The 19,205-nt window shown below is 68.6% G+C and carries 18 protein-coding genes; 11 read left to right on the top strand and 7 right to left on the bottom strand.

Annotated features, from left to right (window positions below):
* The first annotated feature begins 9 nt into the window (after window positions 1-9).
* From NI2_RS31090 to ppc, 3 genes are all read left to right on the top strand, one after another.
* Window positions 10-1,077: an ABC transporter substrate-binding protein gene (locus tag NI2_RS31090; RefSeq protein WP_067498477.1), complete on the top strand. Its 1,068-nt coding sequence runs from the start codon at window positions 10-12 to the stop codon at window positions 1,075-1,077.
* Window positions 1,078-1,138: 61 nt separating this feature from the next.
* Window positions 1,139-1,675 carry a sugar O-acetyltransferase gene (locus NI2_RS31085; RefSeq protein WP_208115422.1) on the top strand — a complete coding sequence of 179 codons (537 nt, stop codon included), beginning with the start codon at window positions 1,139-1,141 and terminating at the stop codon, window positions 1,673-1,675.
* A 58-nt stretch (window positions 1,676-1,733) separates the two neighbouring features.
* On the top strand, window positions 1,734-4,505 hold the full coding sequence (gene ppc / locus NI2_RS31080; RefSeq protein WP_067498472.1) for a phosphoenolpyruvate carboxylase: 2,772 nt from the start codon (window positions 1,734-1,736) through the stop codon (window positions 4,503-4,505).
* 3 nt (window positions 4,506-4,508) lie between these two features.
* Here ppc and NI2_RS31075 read toward each other — a convergent pair whose 3' ends face one another.
* A complete protein-coding gene (locus NI2_RS31075; protein WP_174552256.1) occupies window positions 4,509-6,008 on the bottom strand; it encodes an alpha/beta hydrolase in 1,500 nt (499 codons plus the stop codon).
* Window positions 6,009-6,234: 226 nt separating this feature from the next.
* Between NI2_RS31075 and NI2_RS31070 the strand changes: the two genes are divergently transcribed.
* The gene (locus tag NI2_RS31070; RefSeq protein WP_067498469.1) at window positions 6,235-7,419 is read left to right on the top strand and encodes a sensor histidine kinase; all 1,185 of its coding nucleotides are present in this window, start codon (window positions 6,235-6,237) and stop codon (window positions 7,417-7,419) included.
* On the top strand, window positions 7,420-8,097 hold the full coding sequence (locus NI2_RS31065) for a response regulator (protein WP_067498466.1): 678 nt from the start codon (window positions 7,420-7,422) through the stop codon (window positions 8,095-8,097). It abuts the gene before it with no gap.
* A 68-nt stretch (window positions 8,098-8,165) separates the two neighbouring features.
* Here NI2_RS31065 and NI2_RS34580 read toward each other — a convergent pair whose 3' ends face one another.
* The 4 genes from NI2_RS34580 to NI2_RS31050 form a co-directional block, all read right to left on the bottom strand.
* Window positions 8,166-8,333, bottom strand: a complete 168-nt coding sequence (locus tag NI2_RS34580; protein ID WP_166655834.1) for a hypothetical protein — start codon at window positions 8,331-8,333, stop codon at window positions 8,166-8,168.
* A 107-nt stretch (window positions 8,334-8,440) separates the two neighbouring features.
* Entirely contained in the window at window positions 8,441-8,848 is a 408-nt protein-coding gene (locus NI2_RS31060; protein WP_067498463.1) for a RidA family protein, read from the bottom strand.
* Window positions 8,849-8,851: 3 nt separating this feature from the next.
* Window positions 8,852-9,622, bottom strand: coding sequence for an IclR family transcriptional regulator (locus NI2_RS31055; protein ID WP_067498460.1), 771 nt, complete (start codon window positions 9,620-9,622; stop codon window positions 8,852-8,854).
* Window positions 9,619-10,650 carry a sugar kinase gene (locus NI2_RS31050; RefSeq protein WP_067498458.1) on the bottom strand — a complete coding sequence of 344 codons (1,032 nt, stop codon included), beginning with the start codon at window positions 10,648-10,650 and terminating at the stop codon, window positions 9,619-9,621. Before NI2_RS31050 ends, NI2_RS31055 begins: the two co-directional genes overlap by 4 nt.
* 145 nt (window positions 10,651-10,795) lie before the next feature.
* On the opposite strand from NI2_RS31050, the gene NI2_RS31045 reads away from it, so the two are divergent.
* The 4 genes from NI2_RS31045 to NI2_RS31030 are packed head-to-tail and all read left to right on the top strand — an operon-like array spanning window position 10,796 to window position 15,788.
* Complete coding sequence (locus tag NI2_RS31045) at window positions 10,796-12,091, top strand: type III PLP-dependent enzyme domain-containing protein (protein WP_067498455.1); 1,296 nt, start codon at window positions 10,796-10,798, stop codon at window positions 12,089-12,091.
* A 9-nt stretch (window positions 12,092-12,100) separates the two neighbouring features.
* The gene (locus NI2_RS31040) at window positions 12,101-13,708 is read left to right on the top strand and encodes an N-acyl-D-amino-acid deacylase family protein (RefSeq protein ID WP_067498452.1); all 1,608 of its coding nucleotides are present in this window, start codon (window positions 12,101-12,103) and stop codon (window positions 13,706-13,708) included.
* Entirely contained in the window at window positions 13,705-14,346 is a 642-nt protein-coding gene (locus tag NI2_RS31035) for a bifunctional 4-hydroxy-2-oxoglutarate aldolase/2-dehydro-3-deoxy-phosphogluconate aldolase (protein ID WP_067498448.1), read from the top strand. The genes NI2_RS31040 and NI2_RS31035 overlap by 4 nt, the downstream gene beginning before the upstream one ends.
* Window positions 14,347-14,357: 11 nt before the next feature.
* Window positions 14,358-15,788: a GntP family permease gene (locus NI2_RS31030; RefSeq protein ID WP_067498445.1), complete on the top strand. Its 1,431-nt coding sequence runs from the start codon at window positions 14,358-14,360 to the stop codon at window positions 15,786-15,788.
* Here NI2_RS31030 and NI2_RS31025 read toward each other — a convergent pair.
* On the bottom strand, window positions 15,741-16,793 hold the full coding sequence (locus tag NI2_RS31025; RefSeq protein WP_084477031.1) for an MBL fold metallo-hydrolase: 1,053 nt from the start codon (window positions 16,791-16,793) through the stop codon (window positions 15,741-15,743). The genes NI2_RS31030 and NI2_RS31025 overlap by 48 nt on opposite strands.
* A gap of 46 nt (window positions 16,794-16,839) precedes the next feature.
* On the opposite strand from NI2_RS31025, the gene NI2_RS31020 reads away from it, so the two are divergent.
* On the top strand, window positions 16,840-17,262 hold the full coding sequence (locus NI2_RS31020; RefSeq protein ID WP_067498442.1) for a MerR family transcriptional regulator: 423 nt from the start codon (window positions 16,840-16,842) through the stop codon (window positions 17,260-17,262).
* A gap of 17 nt (window positions 17,263-17,279) precedes the next feature.
* Here NI2_RS31020 and NI2_RS31015 read toward each other — a convergent pair whose 3' ends face one another.
* Window positions 17,280-17,846 carry a TetR/AcrR family transcriptional regulator gene (locus NI2_RS31015; RefSeq protein ID WP_067498433.1) on the bottom strand — a complete coding sequence of 189 codons (567 nt, stop codon included), beginning with the start codon at window positions 17,844-17,846 and terminating at the stop codon, window positions 17,280-17,282.
* 159 nt (window positions 17,847-18,005) lie between these two features.
* On the opposite strand from NI2_RS31015, the gene NI2_RS31010 reads away from it, so the two are divergent.
* The gene (locus tag NI2_RS31010) at window positions 18,006-19,127 is read left to right on the top strand and encodes an FAD-dependent monooxygenase (RefSeq protein WP_067498430.1); all 1,122 of its coding nucleotides are present in this window, start codon (window positions 18,006-18,008) and stop codon (window positions 19,125-19,127) included.
* Window positions 19,128-19,205 lie beyond the last annotated feature (78 nt).

Raw genomic sequence — 19,205 nt, 5'->3', positions numbered from 1 at the left:
GAGACGTCGATGAATACCCCACTGAGCCGTCGGCTCGCCGCCGCGGCGGTCGCCGCCGCCGCCGTACTGAGTCTTTCCGCGTGCGGCCAGGAACGCGCGACCACCGGCGCCGCGAGCAGTGACTGCGACACCGCGAGCAACCTCGACGGCGGCGCCTATCCGCGCACCATCGAGAAGGGCGCGGTCAAGGACGCGGCGGGTGCGGATGTCGGCACCGTCGTCGACCCGGCGACCATCGCCACCCGCCCGGTCCGCGTCGCCGCGCTCGATCAGACGTTCGTCGACGCCGCCCTGGTGCTCAATACCGAACTCGTCGCGTACACGACCTACCAGTCCATGGGAGAGAAGCTGCCCGCGTTCCTCGGTGCGTCGGCACAGACCTGCGGTGGCCGCGCGGTCGACATCGGCAACGTCCAGACCCCCGACATCGAGAAACTGGCCGGCGCCCGCCCGGACCTGATCGTGTCGGCCAAGGTGCGTCACGAGAAGCAGTACGAGCAGTTCCGTGGCATCAAGCTCGGTTCGGGCACGGTGCCGGTGGTGTTCAGCCAGACCACCGGCGCCACCTGGAAGGAGAATTTGCTGTTGCTCGCGAAGGCGGTCGACAAGGAGAACCTCGCCAAGGCCAAACTCACCGCCTACCAGGACCGGGCCGCCGCGATCGGCGCGGCGATCAAGGCGAAGAACGGCGGCACCGCGCCCACCGTCTCGCTGCTGCGTTTCATGGGCAAGGAGGACCGGCTCATGCAGCGGGTCAGCTTCATCGGCGACATCTTCGCCGACACCGGCCTGAACCAGCCCGACAAGTCCGCCGACCCGAAGAACGACTTCGCGATCACGCTGAGCCCGGAGCGTCTGCTCGACGCCGACGCCGACTACGTCTTCCTCACCAGCAGCGGCGAGGACGCCGCCACCCAGCGCAAGGCGGCCGCCGAGGCCAACCCGCTGTGGAACCAGCTGCGCGGCAAGATCACCCCGGTCGACGACCTGGTCTGGCTGACCTCGGTCGGTCTCACCGGCGCGCACGCGGTACTCGACGACATCGCCGCGACCTTCGGCGTCGACCCGGCGAAGTAGGCGCGGAGTTTCCTGTTCGCCCACCCCTACACTCGGCGGGGTGGGCGAACAGAAGCAGCGCATGCTGGCGGGGGACCTGTACAAGGACAACGATCCGGAACTCGTGGCCGAACGGCAACGGGCGCAACGGCTGTGCGACGAGTTCAATCGCACCGGGCCCGACGAAACCGATCGGCGGACCGAACTGCTGGGCGACCTCCTCGGCAGACTGGGGGAGGGGTCGTGGATCATGCCGCGATTCCAGTGCGACTACGGCTATCTGATCGAGATCGGCGCCAACAGTTTCCTCAACTACGACGCGATCCTGCTCGACTGCGCGCCGATCACCATCGGCGACGACTGTTCGATCGGGCCACGCTGTCAGCTGCTCACCGCGCTTCATCCGATGCAGGATCACGAAAAGCGCAGGCAGCGCTGGGAATCGGCGGCGCCGATCCGGATCGGGAACAACGTGTGGTTCGGCGGCGGAGTCATCGTGTGCCCCGGAGTCACCATCGGCGACGACGTGGTGGTCGGTGCGGGCAGTGTGGTCACCCGCGACCTGCCCGACCGTGTGTTCGCGGCGGGCAATCCGGCCAGGGTGATCCGGGCGCTGTAGGTGTGATCCGCGCGTCGCCGGGTCGCGTTCGGTGGGTCGGCGGCAATACTGTCTGTTCATGGGCCAATCGCGAGTCGTGCAGGAGCAGGAAGCCACCCGGCCGTTGCGCGAGGACATCCGGTTCCTCGGCGGCATCCTCGGTGACACCATCCGTGACCACGAAGGACCCGAGGTGTTCGACCTCATCGAGCGGGTCCGCATCGAGGCGTTCCGGGTGCGTCGTGAGGAAGTGGAGCGCAGCGCCGTCGCCGACATGCTCGACGGCACTCCCACCGAGGTGGCGCTGCCACTGATCCGGGCGTTCAGCTACTTCGTGCTGCTGGCCAATCTGGCCGAGGACATCCAGCGCGACCGCCGCCGCGCCGCGCACGTGGCGGCGGGCGAACCACCGCAGGACTCCTCGCTGGCCGCGACCTACGCCAAACTCGACGCCGCCGACCTCGACGGCACGAGCGTGGCCGAACAGCTCACCGACGCCCTGGTGTCGCCGGTGATCACCGCGCACCCCACCGAGACGCGCAGGCGCACGGTCTTCGACGTGCAGGCCAAGATCACCGCCCTGATGCGGTTGCGGCGCAGGCTCGAGCCCGGCGATCCCGGTTACGACGACACCGAACTGCGCATTCGCCGTGAAGTGCTCACCCTGTGGCGTACAGCGCTGATCCGCCTGGCGCGCTTGCGGATTCAGGACGAGATCTCGGTGGGCCTGCGCTACTACGACCTGACCCTCTACGACGTGATCCCCGCGATCAACGCCGAGGTCCGTGCGGCCCTGCGTTCCCGCTGGCCCGATGTCCACCTGCTCGAGCGCCCGATCCTGCGCCCCGGGTCCTGGATCGGCGGCGACCGCGACGGAAACCCTTATGTGACAGCCGAAGTCGTGCACACCGCCGCCGAGCAGGCCGCCGCCTACGCCTTCGGCCGCTACCTGGGCGAGCTGGTGGAACTGGAGAAGTCGCTGTCGCAGTCGGCGCGGCTGGTGCGGGTGAGCCCGGCGGTCGCCGCGCTCGCGGAGGCCGGTTACGACGACCCGGCCGTGTTCGCCGACGAACCGTATCGCCGTGCGCTGCATGCGATCCGGGCCCGTCTCAGTGCCACCGCGCGACGCGCGCTCGACCGCCTCCCGGACAACGGTCTCACCACAGACGCCGCGCCGTACCCCACCCCGCAGGCCGTGCTCGACGACCTGGACGCGATCGATGCCTCCCTGCGTGCCAGCGGTGACGCCCTGCTCGCCGACGACCGCCTGGCCGCCCTGCGCCATGCCGTGGAGACCTTCGGTTTCCATCTGCAGGGCCTCGACATGCGCCAGAACTCGGAGGTGCACGAACAGGTCGTCGCCGAGCTGCTCGCCTGGTCGGGTGCGCACCAGGACTACGCGAGCCTGAGCGAAGCCGAACGGGTCGACCTGCTGGCCACCGAATTGCGCACGCGCAGGCCACTTCTCGGCCCGAATGCGCAGCTGAGCGAGCTGGCGGCCAAGGAACTCGGTGTGCTGCGCGCCGCCAAGGACGTGATCGACACCTTCGGTGCCGCCGCCGTCCCGAATTACATCATCAGCATGTGCACCTCGGTGAGCGACATGCTCGAGGCCGCCCTGCTGCTCAAGGAGGCAGGGATCCTCGATCCCGGCACGCCCGACGGTTCACCGCACAGCCCGGTCGGTATCGTCCCGCTGTTCGAGACCATCGAGGACCTCGGTGCGGGCGCGGCGACTCTCGCTGCCGTACTGGAGGTTCCGGTGTACCGCGACCTCGTCGCCGCCGCCGGGATGCGGCAGGAAGTGATGCTCGGGTACTCCGATTCCAACAAGGACGGCGGGTACCTGGCGGCGAACTGGGCGCTCTACCGCGCCGAGCTGGACCTGGTCGAGGTGGCGCGCAAATCGGGAATCCGGTTGCGGCTCTTCCACGGTCGCGGCGGAACCGTCGGACGTGGTGGTGGTCGCAGCTACGACGCGATCCTCGCCCAGCCCGCCGGCGCCGTGCGCGGGTCCTTGCGGCTCACCGAACAGGGCGAAGTGATCGCCGCGAAATACTCCGAATCCGGTGCGGCGCACCGCAACCTGGAATCACTCATCGCGGGCACCCTCGAATCCACCCTGCTCGACGTGGAGGGCCTCGGCGACGACGCCGAACCCGCCTACGAACTGCTCGACGACCTGGCGATCCGGGCCCGCGCCGCCTACGCGCACCTGGTGCACGACACCCCCGGCTTCGTCGAGTACTTCCGGCAGTCCACCCCGGTCGCCGAGGTCGGCGACCTCAATATCGGCAGCCGCCCGGCCTCGCGCAAACCGACCGATTCGGTGTCGGACCTGCGTGCGATCCCGTGGGTGATGGCGTGGAGCCAGGCCCGCGTCATGCTGCCGGGTTGGTACGGCACCGGCACCGCACTGGAGGACTGGGTGGGTGACGATCCGGCGCGCCTGGCCCGGCTCACCGATCTCTACCAGCGCTGGCCTTTCCTGCGCACCGTGCTGTCGAACCTGGCGCAGGTGATGGCCAAGAGCGACCTCGACATCGCCGCCCGCTACGCCGACCTCGTCGACGACGAACACCTGCGCGACACGATCTTCGGGATGATCCGCGAGGAACACGCGCGAACGATCCGCATGTACAAGGCGGTCACCGGCCATGACGAACTCCTCAGCGACAACCCGTCACTGGCGGAGTCGATCCACAATCGTTTCCCGTACCTGGAACCGCTCAACCAGCTCCAGGTCGACCTGCTGCGCCGGCTGCGCGGGGGTGACGATTCCGAACTGGTGAAGCGGGGAATCCTGCTCACCATGAACGGTCTCGCCACCGCCCTGCGCAACTCGGGCTAGGTCCTAGCCCGCGTGACAGGTGATGTCGTGGTCGGGCATGGTGCCGTCCACCAGGTAGCCGGTGACGGCATCGGTCGCGCAGGGGTTGTCGCCGAGAACGTAAACCCCGTGCCCACTCCCGTCGACGGTGACCAACCGGGAGCGCTGACCGAACTTCTCGTCGAGCAGTTGGCCGCCGCGTAGCGGGGTGACCGGGTCGCGCTGGTTCTGCACGATCAGCACATCGGCCAGGCCGGTGTTGTCGATCCGCACCGGCGGCTCGGACGGCCCGAGCTTCCAGTAGGCGCAGGGCATCACGTTCGCGGCGGCCGCGCCGTAGAGCGGGTGCCGTTCCCGGTCCTCGGCGACCGCACGCTGGTAGGCCACGATGTCCTCGGGCCATTCGACGTCGTTGCAGGTCACGGCTAGAAAGACCGACCAAGCGTTGTCGTACGGCGAAGGCGCGCCCGTGCCCGGCGGGCGGCCGCCCGCCGGACCTGGACGTCCGGTTTCGAGCAGCGATTTCCAGCTCTCGGCCGCCGACGCGTACATCGCCGGCCCATAGAGCGTGAAGAAGGCGCCGAACCGGAAGAGATTGCCGTCCATCCCGTCCACCGGGTTCGCGTCGAGGCGCTCGGCGAGGGTGAAGTACGTGCGCCGCACGTCTTCCGGTGTGCGGCCCAGGCCGTACGTGTCGTGGCGGTCGGCAGCCCATTTCGCGAAGTCGGGAAACGTCTCCTCCATGCCGCGGCCGTACCGGCGCATCCCGTCGTGGTCGAGGTGGGTGTCGCCGATATTGCTGTCGAGCACGATGCGGTCGGCTCGCTGCGGGAACATCGAGGCGTAGGCGGCGCCCAACGCGGTGCCGTAGGAGTAACCGAGGAAGCTGGCCTTGTCCTCGCCCAGTGCTGCCCGGATGCGGTCCAGATCTCGGGCCATATTCGCCGTTGAGAGGTAGCGCAACCGGCCCTCGGTGTCATTGGCCGCGCACTGCTCGGCGACCCCCTGGGCGACTACGGCCCGCTCGGTGACCGCCGCGTCGTTCACCGCATACGGCGGGATATTGCCGAAGTAGGTTTGATCATCGGTGAACCCGCAGCTCACGGGTGTCGAATGCCCTACCCCGCGCGTGTCCGTCCCGATCAGGTCGTAGCTGTCGAGCACATCGGCCGGCAGTCCATGAGCAGCCAGGAACTTGGGCTGGTCCAAGCCCGCACCACCCGGACCGCCGGGGTTGAGCAACAACACTCCGCGACGCTTGCCCGGGTTCTTACTCGCCAGCCGAGAGATCATGACCTCGATCCGCACGCCCTCGGGCTCGTTGTAGTTCAAGGGCACCGGCACGGTGGCGCACTGCAACTGGGCAGGCCCGGCCGCGGGATCTTCTACCCCCTGCGGGCATGGGCCCCACCGCACCTGTGCTGCGAGGTCTTCGGCCGGCTGCGCGGCCACGACGGGCGCCCCGGCCAGTGCTCCGGTGAGACCGAGCACGGCCAGCAGGCTCCAGGTCCGTTGTCGATTCATTCGCTGCTACTCCCCGACGAAATGGCGCCTACCACGAGCAAACCGTCAGCGGGGCTCGTGTCCGGCTGGTACATGATCGAGTCTGTCGAGTCCGCGCCGCAGGCACATCGCCCCGGCGGCGGCGACCGTGTTCGACGAAAGTCGAGTCGGCCATTCGCCCCGGGTCGAGCACATCTCAGCCGCTGGGTGGGTGCTCGAGGCCGGTCGTCGTCGCCATAATGGCCGGGTGGACACCGACGGCCCGGCACGACTCGGGGCATGGCAGCAGACCTGGCGGCTGACGGCGGCCGCGGCAATCGGCGCCGCCCTCTGGTTCTCCGTCGCCGCCGTACTGCCCGCAGGCTGTACGGCCGACACATGTTCCTGGCTGGTGACCGGTGATCCGCTGATCGCACTCGGCTGCCTGGCGGTGCTGCCGTTGCGGCGCCGGTTCCCGTTCGCCGTCGCCCTGGTGGTCGTGATCGCCTCGGCCGCGTCGGCGCTCGCCACCGGTGCCGCGCTGCTGGCACTGTGTTCGCTGTCCACCCGTCGCCGTCCGGTCGAGATCGCCGTGGTCGTCGCGGCGTATGTGACGGCGGCGCAGTTCGCTCAGGGGCTCTACCCGGTCGACACCCCGCCCGCCCCGGTCTGGCTGCAATTCGCACTGACGGTCTCGACCGCGGGGATCGCCGTGGCCACCGGCGTGGCCATCGACGCCCGCCGCGTCGAAGTGCGATCGCTGCGCGACCGCGCCGACAGCGCGGAACGCGAACAGGGTGCCCGGGCGGCCCAGGCACGGGCCACCGAACGCAACCGGATAGCCCGCGAAATGCACGATGTGCTCGCCCACCGGATCTCACTGGTCGCCATGCAAGCCGGCGTCCTCGATCACCGTGACGACCTCTCGGCCGAGGAGAAACGCATGCTGATCCGCGGTATCGCCGATGGCTCCCGCCAAGCGCTGGAAGAACTCCGGGATGTCCTCGGCGTGCTCCGTGCCGATCCAGACCGCCCCGAACCACCGCAACCCACCCTGGACCGGATCCCGGAACTGGTCGCCGACGCCCGGTCGTCGGGCCTGGACGTCACGCTCGCCGGCACGGTGACCGGCACCCCACCCGAGACCGTGGGACGGACCGGCTATCGGGTGATCCAGGAAGGGCTGACCAATGCCGCGAAGCATGCGCCGGCGGCGGAGGTCCGCGTCACCGTCGACGGGGCGCCCGGTGGCGAATTGCGCGTCAGCGTCCGCAATTCGGCGGGCACCACCGCCGTCGCCCGGCCACCGGCCTCGGGCTTCGGTCTCCTCGGCCTCGCCGAACGCATCACCCTCGCGGGCGGAACACTCGACCACCATCACACATCCGACAACGGGTACGTTCTCACCGCGCAACTTCCCTGGCCGGAGCACGATCACGAGAAAAGAGCATGAGTGCACAGTGATCAGGAGACGGTGCGGGTCGTCATCGTCGACGACGACCAGCTGGTGCGGATGGCGCTACGACTCGTCATCGACGGCGAACCGGATCTGACCGTCGTCGCGGAAGCCGCCGACGGGGACACCGCGATCGAGGTGGTACGCGAACAGCGGCCGGACGTCGTGCTGATGGATGTGCGGATGCCCGGCCGCGACGGCGTCGACACCACCCGGTGCCTGCGCGCCGAACCGGCCGCGCCCGCGGTGCTCATGCTGACCACCTTCGACTCCGACGAACTGGTACTGCGTGCCCTACGCGCCGGGGCCCTCGGCTTCGTGCTCAAGGACACCCCGCCCGCCCGGATCGCCGAGGCGGTGCGCACCGTCGCGGCCGGTGATCCCGTGCTGTCTCCCACGGTCACGGCGCGGGTGATCGCCGCGGCGACCGGGCCGGGCTCCGCCGAAGCCCGCAGCGACTCCCGCGACGCCGCGCGGAAACGGCTGGCCGCCCTGTCGGAACGCGAACTCGACACCGCGCGAGCCATCGCGGACGGGCTCGGCAACCCGGAGATCGCCGCGCGGTTACAGGTCACCGTCGCCACCGTCAAGGCACACACCACCAACCTGTTCACCAAGCTCGGCCTCGCCAATCGGGTACAGATCGCGCTGTTGGTTCGCGACGCGGAACACTGAGCCGGAACGCAAAGTGGGGTGGCGCCGCTGTGCGGCACCACCCCACCTGCTTCTTCGACTGGCCTAGGTCACAGGCAGACGCTGATGGTGAGCGGCCCGACCGGGATGCCGGTGCAGATCGACACCGAACCGACGACGGGCGTCGCGGTGGCGGCCGAGGCGGTGCCCGCACCGGTGGCGGTGACGAACAGGGCGAGTGCGGCGACGGCGAGCGGACGGGCGGTCTTGACGAACATAGGCTGATCCTCGGGTAGGACGGTTCGAACAGGCCCCAGGCGGGGCCCGACCCATCTCAACACGAGCCTCGCTCCGGTGTCTTTCGCATCGCGGGAAACGCAGTCGCTCAATCGGTCACGATCGCCACGGCATCGATCTCCACGAGCATCTCGGCGCGCGGCAGCCCCGTGAACACGGTGGTGCGCGACGGCAACACCCCGTCGGTGGTGTGCCGGGTGACGAACTCGCCGTACGCCTCGTTCATGATCGCGAAGTCCTCGCGCTTGGTGAGGTACACGCGCAACATCACCACGTCGTCGAAGGTGGCGCCGGACGCGTCGATGATGGCCTTCACGTTCATCAGGGTGCGGGTGGTCTGAGCGGCCACGTCACCCTGGTGCAGGTACTCGTTGGTTTCCGGATCGACCGGCCCCTGCCCGGAGACCTGGATAAACGGTCCCTTGCGCACGCCCTGGGAGAAGGTGTGGGCGGGGGCGGGAGCGTCGGAGGTGCGGACGGCGATCTTGTCGGACATGGTTCAGCCTTTCCTCGCGGGGACGGCTCGGCGGGGATCCCAGCCGAGTTCGGTGGAGATGGCATCGGCGCACGCACGCACCTGGGGGAGCAGTGCGAGCACCTGGTCGTGATCGAGCAGCACATCGGGCACCGAGACCGACACGGCGGCGACCACATTGCCGATGCCGTCGCGCACAGGCACCCCGATGCAGTTGACGAAGCTCTCGTGTTCCTCGTGGTCCTCGGCGAAGCCCTGGGCGGCAACTCTTTCCAGCTCGGCGAGATATCGCTCCGGCGTACGCAGGGTGCGTGGGGTGAACGGGTGGTAGTCCAAACGTGCTGCCACCGTCGCCCATTCGGATCGAGGCAGCGCGGCGACGAGGACCTTGCCGACGGCCGTGCAATGCAGGGGAGCTGGCCTGCCGATGCGCGAGTACATCCGCACCGACTGTTCGGCATCGACCTTGTCGATGTAGACCGCGTCGCCGGACTCGTAGGCGGCCAGGTGCACCGTCTGGCCGGTGGTCATGCCGAGGGCGCTCAGATGCGGCCGGGCGACCGTGCGCACGTCACGGTTTTCCAGTGCGTGGCTTGCCAATTCGAACACGCGGCTGCCCAGTGAATAGCGGTGCGCGGCGTCGCGGACCACGAATCGTTCGGCCTGCATGGTCTGTAGCAGCCGCAGCACCGTCGACTTGTGCACCCCGAGCCGGCCCGCCAGTTCGTCGAGGGACTGCGAATCCTCGCCGAGCGCGATCAGAATGGACAGGGCTCGCGACACGCTTTGACTCATGGCCCGATCGTCCCATCTGCTCGCGGTGGATAGGTGAGCCCCGTCCACGCGTCGTCAGCAAGCGCGGCCAGTCGCCGGAGTTCTTGGGACGGTAGAAGTTTCGCCGAATCGCCCGAGGCGGTGAGAGTCGCGGCCGCGCACAGGTGCCCGTAGCGCAGGCGGGTGCGCAGGTCGGCGCCGTGCAGCAGCGCCGCGAGATAGCCGCCGGCGAAAGCGTCACCGGCGCCGATGCGTTCGGTGACGGTGAGGTTCAGCGCGGGAACTTCCACCACGTGATCACCGTCGAAGCCGATCGCGGTGTGCTTGTCGTTCTTGACGATCAGCTGCCCGGGTTCGGGGAACAAGCCACGCAGGGCCGCCGGATCACCGGTACCGAAGATCTCGGTGGCTTCGTCGGCGCCGAGGAACACGACATCGGCGCCACGCACGTGCGCGGCGAGTTCGTCGGCGGCCGCACCGATACGCGAACCCCACACGGCCGGACGGTAATTCAGGTCGAAGCTGACCAGCGAACCGTGTCGCGGGCGGTCGAGCAGGCCACGGGTGAGCGCGCAGGCCGACTCGGACAGCGCGGGGGTGATGCCGGTGAAGTGCACGAGGTCGGCTCGTACCAGTGGCGGTGCGTCGAGGTCGGCAGGCGAGAGGGCGCTGGCGGCCGACCCGGACCGGTAGTAATGCATGCGGCTCTCGCCCCGGGGTAGGTCGTGTGGCGCGTCCGAGCCGCCGCCGCGTTCCTTGATGTAGATGCCGGTCGGCCGCATCGGGTCGACCGCGACCGCTGCCACGTCCACCCCCGCACTGGCCAGCTCGGCCGTCAGGTAGCGCCCGAACCCGTCGTCACCGACCCGCGACAGCCACGCCGCCGATATCCCGAGCTGGGCCAGCACCGAGGCCACGTTCGCCTCGGCGCCACCGGCGCAACGCTCGAACATCCCGGAGCGTTCGAGCGGGCCGGGCTCGGCGACGAGCACCGCCAATCCCTCGCCGACGGTGACCGCCCTGGGCTGTGCCTTTGTTGCGTGGGTCACCCCGTCGGACCTTTCGTGGTTGCGGTCACTGCTGTCTGCATGCACAATAACGAGCAGAAACATTCAGTGCAACTCACGTTGCATATAGTGCAATAGCTGCCGGACATGTCCGATCCGGCTGTGTACCCGCCGGGAAAGGGATGCTGTGACCATCGACAACGATGTCGTCGACGCGCTGGCCGCCGAGCTGCTCGGCCCGCACATCAAGAGCGCCCCACCCGCCGCGTGGGGCCATACGGTCCGCGAATACCTGACGGGCACACCGCAACTCACGCACTGGCAGACGCCGCTGCTCACCCTCGACCGCGCTGCCCTCGACGCCAACCGGGCGCTGATGGCCGACTGGAGCAGTGCCGGTGGTGTCGCGCTCGCCCCGCACGGCAAGACCACCATGGCGCCGCAGCTGTGGCGCGAACAGCTGCGGGCAGGTGCCTGGGGAATCACCCTGGCCACCGCCTGGCAGGCACAGCTCGCCCGCTCCTTCGGAGTCGGCCGGATCCTGCTCGCCAACGCGCTGGTCGACCCGATCGGGCTGGCCTGGGTGGCCGAGGAGTCGGCGCGCGACGAGAATTTCGAGTTCTACTGCTGGGCCGACAGCGTCGCCACCGTCGAGCTGATGGACAAGATCCTGCGCGACACCGCGCCCGGTCCGCGGGTCCGCGTGCTCGTCGAACTGGGTGGCGCGCACGGTCGTACCGGGGCGCGGACCGGTGCCGAGGCGCTCGCGGTCGCGCACGCCCTGGTCGGCAGCGAACGTCTCGTGCTTGCGGGCGTGGGCGGATACGAAGGCGCGCTCGCCCACGATCGCACCCCCGCGGCGCTGACCGCGGTTCGTGACTACCTGCGCGAACTCGCCGCCCTGCACCGCGAACTCGGCGAGCTGTACTCCGGGCCCGCTATCGTCTCGGCGGGCGGCAGTGCCTATCCCGAACTGGTCGTCGAAGAACTGGCAGGTCTCGCCTCGGATCAGCTGCCGACCGCGCCGGGATCGACCACCGTGGTGTTGCGCAGCGGCGCGTACCTCGTCCACGACGACGGCTTCTACGCGGGCATCTCCCCGCTGAGCGCCCCCGCCGCCGACCCCGGCCTGCGTTCGGCGATGCACGGCTGGGCCCGGGTCATGTCCCGTCCGGAGCCGGAACTCGCCCTGCTCGACGGCGGCAAACGCGACTTCCCCTTCGACGAGGGCCTGCCGACACCGCAACTCGTGGTCGGCGGGTCGGCACTCCCGTCGGGCGCGCATGTGAGCGCGCTCAACGACCAGCACACCTTCCTGCGTCTGCCCGGCGCCTCGTTCGCGGATCTGCCCGTGGGAAGTGTTGTGCGGTTGGGCCTTTCCCACCCCTGTACCGCCTTCGACAAATGGCGGCTGATTCCCGTGATCGACTCCGCCGAGACGGCGCACCCGCGCGTGGTCGACCTCATCCGCACCTACTTCTGACGGACGACCATGACCTCCTTGCTCTTTCGCGACATCGATATCGTCGACGGCACCGGCGGACCACGCACCCACGGCGACGTCCTCGTCCGCGACGGCCGCATCGCCGAGATCGCCGACTCGATCCACACCGACGCCCCCGTGATCGACGTGCGGCCGGGCTCGGTCCTCACGCCGGGCTTCATCGATATGCACGCCCATTCCGATCTGTACCTGCTCACCCACCCCGAGCACATCCCGAAGATCACTCAGGGCGTCACCACCGAGGTGATCGGGCAGGACGGGCTGTCCTACGCGCCGATCGACGACGCCGCACTCGCGCTGGTGCGCAAGCAGATCGCGGGATGGAACGGCAACCCCGCCGACTTCGACTTCTCCTGGCGCACCGTCGGTCAGTACCTGGACCGGCTCGACCAGGGCATCACTCCCAACGCCGCCTATCTGGTGCCGCAGGGGACACTGCGTCTGCTCGTCGTCGGCGCCGATCAGCGTGCGGCGACCACCTCCGAGATCGACCGGATGTGCGCGCTGCTCGCACAGGGGCTCGACGAGGGCGCGGTCGGCATGTCGAGCGGGCTCACCTATACGCCCGGAATGTATGCCGACACCGGTGAACTCGCCGCCCTGTGCGCCGTCGTCGCCTCCTACGGTGGCTTCTACGCTCCGCACACCCGCTCCTACGGCGCAGGCGCGCTGGAGGCCTACGCCGAGATGATCGGTCTGGCGAAGGCCACCGGCTGCGCCCTGCACCTGACCCACGCCACCATGAACTTCGGCGTGAACCGCGGTCGCGCACCGGAATTGCTCGCCATGATCGCCCGGGCCCGCGCCGACGGCTGCGACATCACCCTCGACACCTACCCGTACCTGCCCGGTTCGACCACCCTGTCGGCATTGCTGCCCAGCTGGGCGATGTCGGGCGGTCCCGACGTCGCGCTGGACCGGCTCGGTGACCCGGCCGCGCGCAGCCGCATCGCCGCCGATGTGGACGTGCACGGGTCCGACGGGTGTCACGGAGTCACCGTCGAGTGGGAGACCATCCAGATCAGCGGTGTCGGCAACGACGAACTCGCCGAGCACGTCGGCCGCACCGTCGCCGAGATCGCCGCCGAGCGCGGCACCGCGCCCGTCGAGGTGTTCTTCGAGCTGCTGGAACGCGACCAGCTGGCCACCACGATCCTGCAGCACGTCGGCCACGAGGAGAACGTGCGCGCGATCATGGTCGACGCCGGGCACATGGGCGGCAGCGACGGTTTGCTCGTCGGCGCCCGCCCGCATCCGCGCGCGTGGGGCACCTTCCCACGCTACCTGTCGCGCTATGTTCGTGAGCTCGGCGTCCTCGGTCTCGAGGACTGCGTGCATCACCTCACCGGCCGTCCCGCCGCCCGGCTGCGGCTGGCCGAGCGCGGCCTGATCCGACCCGGTTTCGCCGCCGACCTGGTGGTGTTCGATCCGGCGACGATCCACGACACGGCCACGTTCGAGCAGCCACGTCAGCAGGCGCGTGGTATCCAGCACGTGCTGGTCAACGGCGAATTCGCCGTGGAGAACGGCACCGCGACCGGAGTCCGCGCCGGTCGTGCCCTGCGCATGGACGCCACGCGAGAGGAGACCCGATGAATCCACTGCTGAGCTCGTCGTCACGGGCGATGGAGGTGATCCGGGCCGACCGGGCGCTCACCGTCGTCCGCGCACCCGCCGTCCCCGATCCCGTCGCACTGGCCGAGGCACTGGCCGGGGCGGGTTTGCGTGCGGTCGAATTCACCTTCACCACCCTCGGTGTGCTCGACGCGATCGCGAAGGCGCGCCGCGCCGCCGACGCGGTGATCGGCGTCGGCACCGTCACCACCCGCGACCAGGCGGCGGCGGCCGTCGACGTCGGCGCGCAGTTCCTGGTCACCCCTGCGGTGCGTCCGGAAGTCGCGGAAGTCGCTGTGGCGAACCAGATTCCGGTCATCATGGGTGCCTTCACGCCCACCGAGGTAGTGGCGGCGGTCGACCTGGGTGCGGCAGCGGTGAAGATCTTCCCCGCCCGCTCGCTCGGCCCCGCCTATCTCAAAGACCTGCTCGGTCCGTTCCCGCATGTGTTCCTGATTCCGTCCGGCGGCGTCAACGCGCACAACGCGCGGGAATACCTGCAGGCGGGCGCCATCGCCGTCACCGCGGGCACCGAGGTGGTCGCGCCCCTGGACGTCGCGAGCTCGCGCTGGTCCGAGATCGGCTCGCGGGCCGCACGTTTCGTTCATTCGCTGGATTGAGAGGTTTGTCCATGGGCGCCACAGTCGACTGGTTGCGCACCACCACCCCCGGGTTGCTGGTGCTGTGCGGTCTCGCGATCGCCGTACTGCTCATCGCTATTATCAAGATCAAACTGGAGCCGTTCGTCGCGCTGCTGCTCACCGGTCTGCTGCTGGCACTGGCCGCCGGACTACCGATCTCCCAGATCGTCGGCACCCCGCTCAAGGCGGGTGAGTCACTGCTCGAGACCGGCTTCGGCAATATTCTCGGACACATCGCGGTGATCATCGGGCTCGGCACCGTGCTCGGTGCGATCCTCGAAAGATCCGGTGGCGCCGATGTTCTCACCGACAAGCTGCTGCGGGTGTTCGGTGAGAAGGGCGCGCCAGTCGCGATGGGCATCCTCGGCCTCATCTTCGGCATCCCGGTGTTCTTCGACATCGGTATCTTCGTCCTGGCACCCCTGATCTACGTCGCGGCCAAGCGCGGTGGACGCTCGCTGGTGCTCTACGCCATGCCCATGCTGGCCGGTCTGTCCATGACGCACGCGTTCCTGCCGCCGCATCCGGGACCGGTCGCGCTCGGCGGACTGCTCGGGGTGAGTCTCGGCTGGCTGATCGTGATGGGATTCGTCTGCGGCATACCGGGTTTCATCGCCTCCGGCATCCTCTGGGGCACCTACATCGGCAAGCGGGTCATCGTCTCGGTACCCGAGGAATTCGTGCCGCTCGAACCCGACACCGACGACGAGGAAGGCGGCATCGTCGCCACCGGTGTGGTCACCAAGGCACCACCCTCGGTGGCGTTGATCGGCGCCATCATCGCCATCCCGCTGGTACTGATCCTCGGTGCCACCTTCGGATACCAACTGCTGGACAAGGATTCGGCCCTGCTGCAGGTGCTCACCTTCTTCGGTACGCCCGCCGTGGCGCTGCTCATCACCGTGCTCGTGGCGTTCTACCTGCTCGGTATCCGGCGTGGTTCCACCGTGCAGGAACTCAGCGTCATCACGGCCGAATCGCTCAAGCCGGTCGGCATGGTGCTGCTGGTGGTCGGCGCGGGCGCGTTCTTCGGCAAGGTCATCTCGGCCACCGGTATCGGCACCGCCCTGGCCGACACGATGTCGGCGGCCGGCCTGCCCGTCATCGTGCTCGCCTACCTCATCAGCTGCGGCCTGCGCATCGCCCAGGGTTCGGCCACGGTCGCCATCGTCACCACCGGCGGCATCGTCGCCCCGCTGGTCGCCGAGCAGAACTACTCGCAGGTGTCGATCGCCCTGATCGCCATGGCGATCGCCGCGGGCTCGATCATCCTCAGCCACGTGAACGACGGCGGTTTCTGGATCATCGCGAAGTACTTCAACATGACGGTGAAACAGACACTGCAGACGTGGACGGTGCTCGAAACCGTGTTGTCAGTGGTGAGTTTCGCGGTCGCGGCGCTGCTGTTCTCGATCGTGTAGCGGTTCGGCGGCGACCGGGCTGTCCTGCGTGGGCAGCCCGGTCGCGCTGTCTTCGGTCCATGCGCACGCGGCCCGGTGGTCGTGGCTGGGCACGATGCGGACCGCATCGCGAACAGCGTGCAGGCGATGGATCGTTCGCCAGGCGCCGGTGCGGTCGTCGTCGGCCAGCGCACCGGGGTAGCCCGACTTCTGGCGTAGCTCGGTGGTCTGGAGGTTGTGCCAGACGGCGTCGCCCGCCAGCAGGACGGGTCCGCGTGCGGTGCGGAGCAGAATTCCGATGCTGCCCGGTGTGTGGCCGGACAGATCGACCAGCACCACCGCGCCGTCGCCTAACACATCGTGGCTCGCGGCGAAGGTGAGGACGGGCGGGCCGTCGAGTTCGTAGCAGTCGAGCGGGCGATCCCGGACGGCTTGCCGCACGCCGCCGACGGGGGCGACCGGGCCGGTCATCGCCCACCGGTGTTCCGGTCGATGTAGCCGCAGCGGCAGGTCCGGCAGATCGAGCAGTCCGGCGACATGATCCCAGTGCAGGTGAGTGGGCAGTGCGAAGTCGATGTCGCTGGCATCGATTCCGCTGCGCTGCAAGGACTCTCGGATATCGAGCACATCGCTCGGCGGGTTCACCGCGAGTCGCAGTATCGGCGGTAGTCCGGCTACCGCCCGGCGCCGCACGTCGACGCAGATGCCCGGGTCGACGAGGAAGGTCGCCCGGGGGTGCCGCACAACGAAGGCCGTCATCGCGGACTCGATCCGGCGCGGAGTGAACACCCCTTCGACGACGGCCGCGGTCGGCACGTTGCGGGCGTTCTGTGCCAAGGCGACCAGTTCGACCGTTGTCGAGCCACGCGGTAATCCATTGTCGCGCAGTGCGGAAAGGAATCGGCGATCGGGTCGGCGCGGCAGCACAGCACCGGTGATCGCCGTGGACACGGCGCGGCAGCATTGCCACACATCCGGCGTCGCTACTCGCTCGCCCACCTGTGCGAGGTTGTGTTCGGTTGTCATGGAGCTACGCTAGAACTTCAGGTCGACCTGAAGTAAAGAGGCGAACGTGACCAATGCCGCCGGACCGCGCCGAATCGGTGATGTCGCCGTCGAACTGGGTGTCGCCGCTCATGTTCTGCGTCATTGGGAGGACGTGGGCGTACTCGTCCCGCCCCGAGCGCCGGGCGGTCATCGGGTCTACAGCGACGATCTGGTGGTGCGGGCGCGTCTCGTGCTGCTCTGTCAACGCGCCGGGCTCTCGCTGGCCGAGATCAAGGACCTGTTCGCGGCGCGGTCCCGTGCGGAGCGGGTCGAACTCTTCGCGGGCAAGCAGGCCGAACTCGGAGCGCGCGTGCGTGATCTCACGCGCACCATCGATTTCCTGGCCCACGTCCTGCGCTGTACACACCCCATCGTCGATGAATGTTCGGAGTGTGTCGGGTTCAGTCGAGAGGATGCGGCAGAACGCATCGGCGCGTTGTTCGGGTAGCCGGTCGCGAGGTGCGGTCAGGGTGCCTTTCGGGCAGGCGGCGAAAGTGTTCGAGTCAGCCGTTCGAGCGCCTCACGGGGGTCTTTGCCGTGCTCCGCGCCGGTCAGGCGGTGGATGACCGCGCCGTCCATGTAGTCGACCAGGATCCCGGCATCGATCGGACCGATGCCCGCCTGAGCGGCGAGCTCGACCGCCTGCTCCCGTAGTCGGCCGTGCCCGCGCCGCAGCGATTCGGCAACGGTCGGCATCGCTTGGGATTCGCCGAAGAGGGCGAGGCGGGCCTGGGTGCGGACGCGGTCGGTGGTCGTCGCGCGGGTGATGAATCGGGCGAGTGCGTCGACGAGGTGGTCGACGGTGGGCGGCCCGAGGACGCGGTGCAGGGCGGTCCAGTCGGCGTGATCGCGCTGCTCGAGACGCTCGGCCACCCCGCACAGCAGCGCTTCTCTGGTACGGAAGTAGTTGGACGTGGAGCCGGCGGGTAGTTCGGCAGCTTGGTCTACGGCGCGGTGGGTAATGCCACGTGAGCCGCGCGTGCCCAATACCTCGATGGCCGCGTCGAGGATCTGTTCGCGTTTGGTTGCCACACATCGATACTACGGGCGTAGTGATAGTCACTACATCCGTAGTGCTGTTCACTACAGCTGTAGTACGGTGGCATCGCACCGGGAGGCTTCGTGCGCGAGCCTCTCCGGTCCGCAGGTGGTACCCGGACAGGGATCGTCACTCGATACGAAGGGTTCGGAATGGCTACAGCGATAGTTGTCGGCGGCGGAATCGGGGGAACGGCGGTCGCCCTCGGGCTGATCGAACGCGGCTGGTCGGTGCGGGTGCTCGAACGAGCGGCGCGGTACACCGAGGTCGGGGCGGGCATCTCGCTGTGGCCCAATGCTTTGCGGGCGCTGGACGCACTCGGTGTCGGCGCGGCGGTGCGGGCGCAGGGGTTGGACGATGTGTCGGCGGGGATTCGGGACGAGCGGGGGCGATGGTTGTCGCGGACCGATGTGGCGACCATGCGGCGTCGATTCGGGGCGCCGGTGATGATTCATCGGGCTGCGTTGCTGGATATCCTCCGGGGTGCTCTGCCGGAAGATGTTGTCGAAACCGGGGTTTCGGTAGATCGGGTCGACCTGGACGGGACGGTCGTTCATTCGGCCGGTTCGGGGCGAGACGTTGGCCAGGTCAGCTCTACTGCCGACCTGGTCGTCGGCGCAGACGGTATCCGCAGCGTTGTCCGGCGGGCCGTCTGTGGGGAGGTCGCGCCGCGATATGCCGGGTACACGGTGTGGCGCGCGGTGGTCGGTATCGCCGAGCCGTTGACCGGGTTCGGCGAAACATGGGGTCGCGGAGCGCGTTTCGGCATGGCGCCGCTGCCCGATGGGCGCATCTACTGCTTCGCGGTCTACGACGCGGAGGAAGATGCCGGCGGCAGTTTCGCCGACGTGCGTGCCCGCTTCGCCGCGTGGCACCATCCCATTCCGGCGCTGCTCGCGGCTGCCGATCCGAACACGGTGCTGCACAACGACATCTATGAACTTCCCGCGCTGTCGACCTTCACCGCGGGTCGTCTCGCGCTGCTCGGCGATGCCGCTCACGCTATGACGCCGAATCTCGGGCAGGGTGGGTGTCAGGCGCTCGAGGATGCCGTGGTTCTTTCGCGGTTGGCCGGTACGACTGATGGGTTGCGGCGCTATGACTCCGAGCGTCGGCCTCGTACGCAGATGATCACTCGGCGGTCGGGAACGATCGGGGTTGTCGCTCAACTGTCCGCGCGGCCGTTGGTCGCTGTTCGTGACGCGGCTTTGCGGATGACTCCGGCCGGTGCTCAGTTTCGTTCGCTGGGAAAGGTTTTGGATTGGGAGCCGTGAGGATGGGTGGGGGCGGTCGTTGTTTCGGGCGGTGCTGGTGGGTGTACCTGCCGTACTCTCGCCCGGACGGGACCACTG

It is taken from the genome of Nocardia ignorata NBRC 108230, assembly GCF_001612905.1.
GTDB lineage: Bacteria > Actinomycetota > Actinomycetes > Mycobacteriales > Mycobacteriaceae > Nocardia > Nocardia ignorata.
Note: the sequence above shows the minus strand (reverse complement) of the source record. Positions and strands in the feature narration are given on the sequence as shown.

Coding starts and splice junctions, on each gene's coding strand:
- NI2_RS31075 (WP_174552256.1), bottom strand. CDS start 6,008: ATGAATCGACAACGGACCTGGAGCCTGCTGGCCGTGCTCGGTCTCACC.
- NI2_RS31010 (WP_067498430.1), top strand. CDS start 18,006: ATGGCTACAGCGATAGTTGTCGGCGGCGGAATCGGGGGAACGGCGGTC.
- NI2_RS31025 (WP_084477031.1), bottom strand. CDS start 16,793: ATGACAACCGAACACAACCTCGCACAGGTGGGCGAGCGAGTAGCGACG.
- NI2_RS31060 (WP_067498463.1), bottom strand. CDS start 8,848: ATGTCCGACAAGATCGCCGTCCGCACCTCCGACGCTCCCGCCCCCGCC.
- ppc (WP_067498472.1), top strand. CDS start 1,734: ATGGGCCAATCGCGAGTCGTGCAGGAGCAGGAAGCCACCCGGCCGTTG.
- NI2_RS31055 (WP_067498460.1), bottom strand. CDS start 9,622: ATGAGTCAAAGCGTGTCGCGAGCCCTGTCCATTCTGATCGCGCTCGGC.
- NI2_RS31090 (WP_067498477.1), top strand. CDS start 10: ATGAATACCCCACTGAGCCGTCGGCTCGCCGCCGCGGCGGTCGCCGCC.
- NI2_RS31030 (WP_067498445.1), top strand. CDS start 14,358: ATGGGCGCCACAGTCGACTGGTTGCGCACCACCACCCCCGGGTTGCTG.
- NI2_RS31085 (WP_208115422.1), top strand. CDS start 1,139: ATGCTGGCGGGGGACCTGTACAAGGACAACGATCCGGAACTCGTGGCC.
- NI2_RS34580 (WP_166655834.1), bottom strand. CDS start 8,333: ATGTTCGTCAAGACCGCCCGTCCGCTCGCCGTCGCCGCACTCGCCCTG.
- NI2_RS31040 (WP_067498452.1), top strand. CDS start 12,101: ATGACCTCCTTGCTCTTTCGCGACATCGATATCGTCGACGGCACCGGC.
- NI2_RS31035 (WP_067498448.1), top strand. CDS start 13,705: ATGAATCCACTGCTGAGCTCGTCGTCACGGGCGATGGAGGTGATCCGG.